The following is an 11,609-nucleotide window of genomic DNA, read 5'->3' as shown; positions in this document are numbered from 1 at the left end:
GGTTCGGCGCCACTTGAAGGGATGCACCGAACCTGTGGGAGCGGGCTTGCCCCGCGATGAGGGCGGCACGGCCGACGAGGCTGACTCATACCCACCGCAACCGCCTGAACAGCCACCACTGACCCGCCGCCAAGCCCAGCACCACGGCGCAGGCAAGCAGAAAGCCATAGGGGCTGTCGGCGCCCGGAATACCGCCGACATTGATCCCTAACAGCCCGGTGACGAAGCTCATGGGCAGGAAGATGCAAGTGATGATGCCGAAGCGGTACATGGTCCGGTTCATGCGCTCGCTGCGCCGCCGGTCCTCGCTTTCGAGCACCAGCGCAGCCCGCTCGCGGGTCAGCTCCAACTCCTCCAGGTAACGGGTCAGGCTGTTGTTCAGCTCGTTCCAGTAGTCGGCATCGCCGTCGGCGAACCAGCTCCACTTGTTGCGCGAAAGCTGGGCGTAGATCTCCCGCTGCGGCGCGAGGAAGCGACGCAGGCCGGCGGCACGACGACGGATCTGCTGCAGGCTGCCCTGCACCGGGCTGTACCGTTCGTCGGATTCGACCTTCTCTTCCTCCAGGTCGACCACTTCCGACAGGTCGTCGACCAGGGCCTGGACCTTTTCGGTGAGCAGTTCACCCATCAGCAACAACAGTTCGGACGCCGATTTAGGACCCCTGCCCTCGTCCAGTTGCTGGAGGATTTCGTCACTGGCACGCAGCGGCCGCAGGCGCAGCGAGATCACCCGCCGCGCCTCGGCAAAGATACGCACCGACACCATGTCCTCGGGTTCTGCCCCCGGGTTCAGGTTGACCCCACGCAAGAACAGGAGCATTTGCTCGTCGGCCAGCGGCAGCAGGCGCGGGCGAGTGTTTTCCTCCAGCAGCAGGTCGCAGGCGAATTCGCTCAGGCCGCTGTCGTGCAGCAACCAGGTGCGCGTCTGCGGATGGCTGCGGTCCCAGTGCAGCCAGAGGCTTTCCCCGGGCTGCAAGGCAAGGTCGTCCAGTTCGGTCCGGGCAATCGAGCGCGCGCCACCTTTGCCATCGAGCACCAGGGCATGGACCAGCCCCCACTGCGCGTTGTCTTCCTCGAACATTCCAGCTCCATCAGCGCGGGCGGCGCATCACTCCGGCATCTTCAGCGGGTTTGGCGAGACGATCACGCCATTGTTGTCGGCGTACACGTACTCGCCCGGGCGGAAGGTCACGCCGGCGAAGGTCACCGCTACATTGAGGTCGCCGATGCCGCGCTTATCGGTCTTCATCGGATGGCTGGCCAGCGCCTGGACACCGACGTCGGTCTGCACCAGTACGTCCACGTCACGCACGCAGCCGTAGATCACCAGGCCTTCCCAGCCGTTCTTGGCGGCCTTCTCGGCGAGCATGTCGCCCAGCAGCGCACGGCGCAGCGAGCCACCGCCATCGACCACCAAGACCTTGCCCGTGCCGTCAAGCTCGACCTGTTCCTTGACCAGCGAGTTGTCCTCGAAGCACTTGATGGTGACGATCTGGCCGCCAAAGGAGTCGCGGCCACCAAAATTGCTGAACATCGGTTCCAGCACCTGGACCAGGTCCGGGTAGGCGTCGCACAGGTCGGGCGTTACGTAATGCTGCATGGGAAACTCCTGTCAGTCACAACGAAAGCGAAGTTGACCAAGGCTACACCGGGGAAGCCCCGCAGTCATCCGAGACTGCTCGGTCAGTCGCGATCGGTGTTGCCCCCATCGCCGGCAAGCCGGCTCCCACAGGTACGGCGGGGGCTCTGAAAACAGCGTAAGACCGGTGGGAGCCGGCTTGCCGGCGATGGGAACGAACAGGCCAAGCAACGCTCACTCAGCCAACGCGGGTTCCATCATTGCAACCCCGGGCAATGGCGATAGTGGATCCTTCAGCCATCGTTCCACCAATGGCCATACCTGCGCCTGCGCCGCCTTGCTCACCAGCATGTCGACGTGCCCGAACGCATCGAAGCCCTCTTCCGGCCCCAGGCGCAGGAACTGCTTGCGCGTTCCGCCCAGTTGCTCGAACAGCTTGCGGCACGCCCACACCGGGTCCTGATGGTCCGCCGCGCCCGCCACGGCCAATACCGGCACATCGACCTGCGCCAACCCGGCCCACCAGTCGTCCTGCTTGTCGCCGAAGCGCCCGAACAGCTTGTGCCAACGCAAACTCTCCAGCGCCAGGCCAATCGGTTCGTCTTCCGGGCCTCGCTTGAGTCGCGACCCGGACAACTGAGCGAAGCGCTTGAGCAGCACGCGCGCGCTCCAGGCAACAGGTGGCACTTTCAGCGGCCAGTACACGCGGCTGACCTGGGAGCCGAAGAGCGCCACGCTGGCCACCCCGTCCGCGCCCAGGTAACCACCGCCCAATGCCGCCGCCAGGGTAGTGCCGCCCAGGGAATGGCCGATCCAGTGCGGCGCCCGCCCGGCCTGCTCCTGGACGAACGCGCCGATCACCGGCAAGTCGAAGCGGGCGTAGTCCGCGACACGGTTATGCCGCCAGTGGCGATTGCGCGGCGACAGGCCGTGGCCGCGCATCTCAGGGATCCACACGTCGAACCCGGCGCGGGCCAGGTACGCCCCCAGGCCGATACCCTTGGGCGAGTACCAGAAACGACGGTTGGAAAAACTGCCATGCAGGAGAATCACCGGCACACCCTGGGCATGCGCCTGGCTGGCCAGGCCCAGGCGGGTCACGGCCAGCTCCACGCTGGGGTCAGGGCTGTTGCCGGCCTTGATTCGGTATACGTCCTCGCTGAGGTCACCGCGTCGCTCGGCGCTGAGCAAGGCCACGGGAAACAGGGTACTGCTGCTTTGCATGAGTTCACGAACAAACAGAAGGGACAGAATGTGGGAAGCGGGCTTGTCCCGCGATGGCGTCGACCGGGACAGCACGCTGTCCGGCCTGATGCTATCGCGGGGCAAGCCCGCTCCTACAGGTTCCGATGCGAGGGCGCACGGTGGCGCCCCGGCATTCGTATCAAGCGGCGCCCTGGCCCTCGGCCAGGAAGAACCAGGTCTCGAGCACCGAGTCCGGGTTCAGCGACACGCTCTCGATGCCCTGCTCCATCAGCCACTTGGCCAGGTCCGGGTGGTCCGACGGGCCCTGGCCGCAAATGCCGATGTACTTGCCGGCCTTGTTGCACGCGGCGATGGCATTGGCCAACAGCTTCTTGACGGCCGGGTTACGCTCATCGAACAGGTGGGCGATGATGCCCGAGTCGCGGTCCAGGCCCAGGGTCAGCTGGGTCAGGTCGTTGGAGCCAATGGAGAAGCCGTCGAAGTACTCGAGGAACTCTTCGGCCAACAGGGCGTTGGATGGCAGTTCGCACATCATGATCACGCGCAGGCCATTGACGCCACGGCCCAGGCCGTTCTCGGCGAGCAGGTCGACGACCTGGCTGGCCTCGCCCAGGGTGCGCACGAACGGCACCATGATCTCGACGTTGGTCAGGCCCATCTCGTCGCGCACGCGCTTGAGGGCACGGCATTCGAGCTCGAAGCAGTCACGGAACGATTCGCTGATGTAGCGCGAGGCGCCGCGGAAGCCCAGCATCGGGTTCTCTTCTTCCGGCTCGTACAGCTTGCCGCCGATCAGGTTGGCGTACTCATTGGACTTGAAGTCCGACAGGCGCACGATGACCTTCTTCGGATAGAACGCCGCCGCCAGGGTGCTGATGCCTTCGACCAGCTTCTCGACGTAGAAGCCGACCGGGTCGGAATAACCGGCCACGCGCTTGTCGACGCTCTCTTTCAGGTCGGCCGGCAGGCCCGCATAGTTGAGCAGTGCCTTTGGGTGCACGCCGATCATGCGGTTAATGATGAACTCCAAGCGCGCCAGGCCGACACCGGCGTTGGGCAGCTGGGCGAAGTCGAAGGCACGGTCCGGGTTGCCGACGTTCATCATGATCTTGAACGGCAGCTCCGGCATGGCGTCGACCGAGTTCTGGCGCACGTCGAAGCCCAGCTCGCCTTCGAAGATGAAGCCGGTATCGCCCTCGGCGCAGGACACGGTGACGCCCTGGCCATCCTTGAGCAATTGGGTGGCATTGCCGCAACCGACGACCGCCGGGATGCCCAATTCACGGGCGATGATCGCCGCGTGGCAGGTACGGCCGCCACGGTTGGTGACGATGGCGCTGGCGCGCTTCATCACCGGTTCCCAGTCTGGGTCGGTCATGTCGGAAACCAGCACGTCGCCTGGCTGGACCTTGTCCATCTCGGAGACGTCGTGGATCACGCGAACCTTGCCGGCGCCGATGCGCTGGCCGATCGCGCGACCTTCCACCAGGACGGTGCCCTTCTCCTTGAGCAGGTAGCGCTCCATGACATTGGCGCTGGAACGGCTCTTCACGGTCTCGGGGCGTGCCTGGACGATGTACAGCTTGCCGTCGTCACCGTCCTTGGCCCACTCGATGTCCATCGGGCGCTGGTAGTGCTGCTCGATGATCATGGCCTGCTTGGCCAGTTCGCAGACTTCCTCGTCGCTCAGGCAGAAACGCGCACGGTCGGCACGGTCGACGTCGACGGTCTTGACCGAACGGCCGGCCTTGGCTTCGTCGCCGTAGACCATCTTGATGGCCTTGCTGCCCAGGTTGCGGCGCAGAATGGCCGGGCGGCCGGCCTGCAGGGTCTGCTTGTGCACGTAGAATTCGTCAGGGTTGACCGCACCCTGCACCACGGTTTCGCCCAGGCCGTAGGCGCCGGTGATGAACACCACGTCACGGAAGCCCGACTCGGTGTCGAGGGTGAACATCACACCGGCGGTGCCGGTTTCCGAACGGACCATGCGCTGCACGCCGGCGGACAGGGCGACCAGCTTGTGGTCGAAGCCCTGGTGCACGCGGTAGGCGATGGCGCGGTCGTTGAACAGGGAGGCGAAAACCTCCTTGGCGGCGCGGATCACGTTGTCGACGCCACGGATGTTCAGGAAGGTCTCCTGCTGGCCGGCGAAGGAGGCATCCGGCAGGTCTTCGGCGGTGGCCGAGGAACGCACGGCGACGGCCATGTTGTCGTTGCCTTGGGCCATCTCGGCGAAGGCAGTGCGGATTTCTGCATCCAGGCGCGCCGGGAATTCGGCGTCCATCACCCACTGGCGAATCTGCGCGCCGGTCTTGGCCAGGGCATTGACGTCATCGACGTCCAATGCGTCCAGGGCCGCATGGATGCGGTCGTTCAGGCCACTCTGCTCGAGAAAATCGCGGTACGCCTGAGCCGTAGTGGCAAAGCCGCCCGGCACCGATACGCCGGCACCTGCGAGGTTACTGATCATCTCGCCCAGGGATGCGTTCTTGCCCCCCACATGCTCTACATCGTGGACGCCGAGCTTATCGAGGGAAACTACGTACTCAACCAAGGTGATCTCTCCACTAACTGTATTGGAAAAGCTCAAGGGCGCCCGCCTGTCGACTCCGACTTGGCCGGACGCTTGTGGCCTGGACCTGGAAAATAAGTGAGAATGCCGAACACACGCGTTCGGCAAACCGAACCTATCATACTTCAGAAAACTTCGGCAGCTTAAGGCCCAGGGTGCAAATGAAACGATCCGCGTTCTTCATCTCCGACGGTACCGGTATCACTGCCGAAACGCTGGGCCAAAGCCTGCTCGCACAATTCGATAGCATTCCTTTCAATAAATTCACCCGTCCCTACATCGACACGCCGGACAAGGCGCGCAATATGGTCCGCCAGATCAACGACGCGGCGGAGCGGGACGGCATGCGGCCGATCATCTTCGACACCATCGTCAACCAGGACATCCGTGAAATCCTGGCCACGTCGAACGGCTTCATGATCGACATCTTTTCGACGTTTTTATCCCCGCTGGAGCAGGAATTAACCGCCCATTCGTCGTATTCCGTGGGCAAGTCGCATTCGATCGGCGGCAACTCCAACTACATGGAGCGCATCGAGGCGGTCAACTTTGCCCTGGACAACGACGACGGCGCACGCACCCATTATTACGACAAAGCCGACCTGATCCTCGTGGGCGTGTCGCGATGCGGCAAGACGCCGACGTGTTTGTACATGGCGATGCAGTTCGGCATCCGCGCGGCCAACTATCCGCTGACCGAAGACGACATGGAGCGCCTGCAGTTACCGGCAGTACTGAAGAAGCACCAGAACAAGCTGTTCGGCCTGACCATCGACCCCGACCGCCTGACCGCCATCCGCCACGAACGCAAGCCCAACAGCCGTTATTCGAGCTTTGCCCAGTGCGAGTTCGAAGTGCGCGAGGTGGAAAGCTTGTTCCGCCGGGAGAACATCCCGCATATCAATTCCACGCATTTCTCGGTGGAGGAGATCTCGGCGAAGATCCTGGTCGAGAAAGGCGTGGAGCGGCGGTTCAAATAACTCTGAACCTGCCTCATCGCCGGCAAGCCGGCTCCCACAGCTACACGACTGCCCTCAGGCCAGAGGTGCTCCTGTGGGAGCCGGCTTGCCGGCGATGAAGCCAGCACAGGATTAAAAAACCCCGGCATCGCTGCCGGGGCTTTTTCACTTCAACACCTGACTCAGGACGGAATCACCGCCGCCTGCCCGCTCATCGCCAGGTCGACCAGCTCGCGGTTGGCCACCGCGTACATCGCATAGTCGGTACCCGTGGCGTTGCGCAGGTCGTCCAGCATGGCGCGCCAGCGCTCGACCATCACCTTGTGCTGCTCGTTCCACAATGCCACGCGGGCATCCATGTCGTCCGGCGCGTCGGCCATCTGCAGCACGGAGATGGTGATCGCCCGCTGCTGCAGGTCGATGTCGTCGCGGAACGCCTCGCGCGCCAGGGCCTGCCAGTTGTTCTCCACCGGCAGGTTGCTGATTTCCTGCAGGTACCAGGTCAGGTCCAGCGAGCTGCCCACGGCGAAGAACGCCTTGGCCACCTGGGCCGGGTCGTGGCCGGTAACGTCCGAGGCCTCGATGATCGGCAACAGGGTGTACAGGTGCGTGGTGCCGGCGACCATGCGCGCCAGCAGCTCCGGTACACCGGCCTCGACGAAGCCCTGGTAGCGCTGCTGCCAGCGCTCGCGGGTCGGGCCTTCGAGCAGCTCGTCGAGCTTCAGGCCCAACTGGGCGATCTTCGGCCCGAAATGCGCCACGTCGCGGCCTGCATCCTGCTCGTTGCGACGGCTGCGCAGGAACCAGCGGGTGGCACGACGCCCCAGGCGCATCAGCTCGTCCATCAGGGTCAACTGGATCTCGGCCGGGACCTGGTAGTCCAGGGCCTCGATCTGGCGGAACCAGTGCGGCAGATGGAAGATGTCACGCACGATCACGTAGGCACCGGCGACGTTCGCCGGGCTCATGCCGGTGGACTCCTTCAGGCGCTGCACGAAGGTGATGCCCATGTTGTTGACCAGGTCGTTGGCGATCTGGTTGCTGACGATCTCGCGCTTGAGGCGGTGGCGGCGCATGGCCTCGGCGAACTTGCTGACCAGCGACGGCGGGAAGGCGTTCTCCATGTCGCGGGTCAGGTAGTCGTCGTCCGGCACCAGCGACTTGAGCAGCTGCTCCTTGAGGTCGATCTTACTGTAGGAGATCAGCACCGACAGTTCGGCGCGGGTCAGGCCTTGGCCGGCGGCCAGGCGCTCGGCCAGCTGCTCCTCGGACGGCAGGAACTCGATGGCCCGGTCCAGCTTGCCGCGGGCTTCGAGCTCCGCCATCAGGCGCTTGTACTCGGCGATACGCTCCAGGGCACGGCGCGCCGCCAGCGACAAGGCCTGGGTTTGCTTGTAGTTATTGCCCAGCACCAGCGAGGCGACCTCGTCGGTCATGCTGCCCAGCAGCTGGTTGCGCTGCTTCTCGGTCATGTCGCCGCCCTGCACCACTTCGTTGAGCAGGATCTTGATGTTGACCTCATGGTCGGAGCAGTCCACGCCGCCGGCGTTGTCGATGAAGTCGGTGTTGGTCGCGCCGCCGTTGAGGCCGAACTCGACCCGGCCAAGCTGGGTCATGCCCAGGTTGCCGCCCTCGCCCACCACCTTGCAACGCAGCTCGTTGCCGTTGACCCGCAGGGCATCGTTGGCCTTGTCGCCGACATCGGCGTGGCTTTCGCTGCTGGCCTTGACGTAGGTGCCGATCCCCCCATTCCACAGCAGGTCCACTGGTGCTTGCAGCAGGGCATGCAGCAGCTCGGTCGGGGTCAGGCGGTCGGCCTCGATGGCGAAGCGTTCCTTCATCTGCGGGCTGATGGCGATACTCTTGGCACTGCGCGGGAAGATCCCGCCGCCCTCGGACATGATGCTGGTGTCGTAGTCGCTCCAGGCCGAACGCGGCAGCTCGAACAGGCGCTTGCGCTCGGCGAAGCTGGTGGCCGGGTCCGGATTGGGGTCGATGAAGATGTGCAGGTGGTTGAATGCGGCCACCAGCTTGAGCTTGTCGGACATCAGCAGGCCGTTGCCGAATACGTCGCCGGCCATGTCGCCGATGCCGACCACGGTGATCGGGTCTTCCTGCACGTTGATGCCGCGCTCGCGGAAGTGGCGTTGCACGCCCACCCAGGCGCCACGGGCAGTGATGCCCATTTTCTTGTGGTCGTAGCCGGCCGAACCGCCCGAGGCGAAGGCATCACCCAGCCAGAAGCCGTAGTCGATGGCGATGCCGTTGGCGATGTCGGAGAAGGTCGCGGTGCCCTTGTCCGCCGCCACCACCAGGTAGGGGTCGTCGTCATCGTGGCGCACCACATTGGCCGGGGGCACCACACCGCCGTCCTTGAGGTTGTCGGTGATGTCCAGCAGGCCGGAGATGAAGATGCGATAGCAGGCGATACCTTCGGCCTGGATCTCATCACGGCTGCCGCCCAGCGGCAGGCGACGCGGCAGGAAGCCACCCTTGGCGCCGACCGGCACGATCACCGAGTTCTTCACCTGCTGGGCCTTGACCAGGCCGAGCACTTCGGTGCGGAAGTCTTCCTCGCGGTCCGACCAGCGCAGGCCGCCGCGGGCCACATTGCCGAAGCGCAGGTGTACGCCCTCGACCCGTGGCGAGTAGACGAAGATCTCGAACTTGGGCACCGGCTTGGGCAGCTCGGGAATCAGCTTGGGGTTGAACTTGAAGCTGAAGTACGGCTTGTTCTGCCCGTTGGCGTCCGGCTGGTAGAAGTTGGTGCGCAAGGTGGCCTTGATCAGGTCCAGGTAGCGACGCAGGATGCGGTCTTCGTTGAGCACCTGGACCTCGTCCAGGGCACTGAGGATCGCCTGCTCCAGGCGCTGCTGCTTGTCGTCCAGGTCCTCGACGCTGAGCTTGCGCGCCAGGTAGAAGCGGGTCTTGAACAACCGGGTCAGCTCGCGGGCGATGTCGGTGTGGTTGTTCAAGGTGCTGGCGATGTAGCCCAGGTCGAAGCCCAGGCGGATCTGCTTGAGGTAGCGGGCGTAGGCGCGCAGCAGCGCCACGTCGCGCCATGGCAGGCCGGCAGTCAGGACCAGGCGGTTGAAGGCGTCGTTCTCGGCGTCGCCCTTGACGATATGGATGAAAGCGTCCTGCAGGATGTCATTGAGCTGCTGGATGTCCAGGTCCAGGCCTTCGCTGTAGGTGAAGGCGAAGTCGTGGATCCAGAACTCACGGCCCGAGGCATGGCGCAGGCGATACGGGAACTCGCCCAGCACGCGCAGGCCGAGGTTCTCCAGGATCGGCAGCACGTCCGACAGCGCCAGCGGCGTATCGGCGTGGTACAGCTTGCAGTGCAGTTGGCGTTCGGCCAACTGGGTCAGCGGCTGGTAGAAGCTCATCGCCAGCGGCTTGCTCTCGGACAGCGCCAGCACATGCTGCATGTCGACCACGGCCGAATGGGCAGCGAAACGCTCGCGGTAGCCAGCCGGGAAGCCTTTGGGGAAGTCGGCCAGGATGTTGGTGCCCTGGGCTTCGCCGAAGTTCTCCACCACCAGCGCCGAATAGTCGTCCTGCCAGGAGCGGCACGCCTGGATCACTTCGTTTTCCAGCTGCTGAGGGTCGATGTCGATGCGGTTCTTCGGGTCGACGCGCAGAATCAGCTGCACCCGTGCCAATACCGATTCGGAAAAGAACGTCCAGAACTCGCAGTCGCTGGCCTTCAGGCGCTCCATCAGCACCTGCTGGATCTTCTGGCGTACCTCGGTGGAGTAGATTTCACGCGGCACGTAGGCCAGGCAGTAGCAGAAGCGGCCGTACGGGTCCTTGCGCAGGAACACGCGGATCTTGTTGCGTTCCTGGATCTGCACGATCGCCATGACCGTGGTGAAGAGTTCGTCGATCGGGGTCTGGAACAGGTCGTCGCGCGGCAGCACTTCCAGTACCTGCGCCAGCTCCTTGCCCAGGTGAGCCTTGGGATCGAAGTGCGAACGGCGCTCCACTTCGGCCACCTTGCCACGGATGTACGGGATGGTGCGCACGCTCTCCCCGTACACCGAGGAGGTGTACAGGCCCATGAAGCGGCACTCCTTGACCACCTTGCCGTCGGCGTCGATCTGGCGGATCGACACGTAGTCCGGGTAGGCCGGGCGGTGCACGCGGCTCGGTTGCGAGGCCTTGGCGAACGACAGCAGCTCGGGCTCGCGCAGGTAGGTGACGGCGTAGTCCTCGATGCGCAGGTCATCGCTGCTCAGCCCGGTGCGCAGCAGGCGGGTCAGGCCCAGGAACGAGCCTTCGTCGTAGACCATCTGGCCGCCGGCGGCGTCCGACTCGACCACGAATTCTTCATAGCCGAGGAAGGTGAAATGGTTGTCCAGCAGCCACGACAAGAAGCTCTTCACCTCGGCCTTGTCGTGTTGCGCCGGGCCGAACGCGGTCTGCTCCACCCGCTCCACCAGGTCGCGGACCTTGGCCTTCATCGGCTCGAAGTCGGCCACCGCCACGCGCACCTCGGCCAGTACCTGCTCAAGCTCCTTGCTCAGGGTGGTCAGCTCGGCGGCACTGGCACAGCGGTCGATCTCCAGGTACATCAGCGATTCATGCTGGATGCCTTCGCCCTGGGTGCCCTTGGGCAGCAGCTCGACCAGTTCGCCCTTGGCCCCACGGCGCACGCTGAGCACCGTGGTCTGCAGGGTGTGGATGCTATAGCCGCGGCGGTTGAGTTCGGTGCGCACCGAATCGACCAGGAACGGCAGGTCGTGGTGCAGCACCTCGACCACGGTGTGGGTCGACTGCCAGCCGTGGCGTTCGTAGTCGGGGTTGTAGACCCGCACCTGCGGGTGCTCGGGGTCGAAGCGCTCGATGATACGCCAGGCAGAAAGCGTGCAGCCGGCCAGGTCGGAAAGCCTGCGCTGGGTGAGTTCGTCCAGAGAGATGATGCCGAAGAACTGTTCGGCGAACAGCGCCACTTGTGGCAGTGCCTGTTCGCTGATGTGCTGCGCCAGGGCCGCTTGCAGTTGATGCTGGAAGTCGGCTTTGCTGGCTGCGGTGAAGAACGCCATCTGTGGTACTCCGCTTGGGCTTTGTTATTTGGTGAAGCGTCGCGTGCGTCCGCCGTACACGAATCAACGATAGCCAACCCGTGGCGACTGGACGGTGAAAACCAGGCGTCGGACGCCATTTCGCGTCCATCCGTTCAGGGATGAGCACCTGCAAAGACGACTGCCGCCTCGGGCTGTGCCTTTACGGGTGTCCATCGACTGGGCAGCTTAACGACTGTGTGGTCACCAGGGCTTGCAGCGCTGCG

6 protein-coding genes are annotated in these 11,609 nt (G+C 64.3%); 1 reads left to right on the top strand and 5 read right to left on the bottom strand.

What is annotated here, in order from left to right:
• Positions 1 to 85: 85 nt before the first annotated feature.
• From IRZ56_RS17265 to ppsA, 4 genes are all read right to left on the bottom strand, one after another.
• Complete coding sequence (locus IRZ56_RS17265; protein ID WP_196146048.1) at positions 86 to 1,081, bottom strand: zinc transporter ZntB; 996 nt, start codon at positions 1,079 to 1,081, stop codon at positions 86 to 88.
• 27 nt (positions 1,082 to 1,108) lie between these two features.
• Positions 1,109 to 1,600 (bottom strand): ribonuclease E activity regulator RraA, encoded by a 492-nt coding sequence (rraA, locus tag IRZ56_RS17260; protein WP_196146047.1) that lies wholly within the window; start codon positions 1,598 to 1,600, stop codon positions 1,109 to 1,111.
• A gap of 213 nt (positions 1,601 to 1,813) precedes the next feature.
• Positions 1,814 to 2,803, bottom strand: a complete 990-nt coding sequence (locus IRZ56_RS17255; protein WP_196146046.1) for an alpha/beta fold hydrolase — start codon at positions 2,801 to 2,803, stop codon at positions 1,814 to 1,816.
• A 160-nt stretch (positions 2,804 to 2,963) separates the two neighbouring features.
• Complete coding sequence (gene ppsA, locus IRZ56_RS17250; RefSeq protein ID WP_196146045.1) at positions 2,964 to 5,339, bottom strand: phosphoenolpyruvate synthase; 2,376 nt, start codon at positions 5,337 to 5,339, stop codon at positions 2,964 to 2,966.
• A gap of 179 nt (positions 5,340 to 5,518) precedes the next feature.
• Between ppsA and IRZ56_RS17245 the strand changes: the two genes are divergently transcribed.
• On the top strand, positions 5,519 to 6,337 hold the full coding sequence (locus IRZ56_RS17245; protein WP_084855099.1) for a pyruvate, water dikinase regulatory protein: 819 nt from the start codon (positions 5,519 to 5,521) through the stop codon (positions 6,335 to 6,337).
• Between the two features lie 161 nt (positions 6,338 to 6,498).
• Here the strand turns inward: IRZ56_RS17245 and IRZ56_RS17240 are convergent, their stop codons facing one another.
• Positions 6,499 to 11,364: an NAD-glutamate dehydrogenase gene (locus IRZ56_RS17240; RefSeq protein WP_196146044.1), complete on the bottom strand. Its 4,866-nt coding sequence runs from the start codon at positions 11,362 to 11,364 to the stop codon at positions 6,499 to 6,501.
• Between the last annotated feature and the right edge of the window lie 245 nt (positions 11,365 to 11,609).

The organism is Pseudomonas guariconensis, assembly GCF_015680235.1.
GTDB lineage: Bacteria > Pseudomonadota > Gammaproteobacteria > Pseudomonadales > Pseudomonadaceae > Aquipseudomonas > Aquipseudomonas guariconensis_A.
Note: the sequence above shows the minus strand (reverse complement) of the source record. Positions and strands in the feature narration are given on the sequence as shown.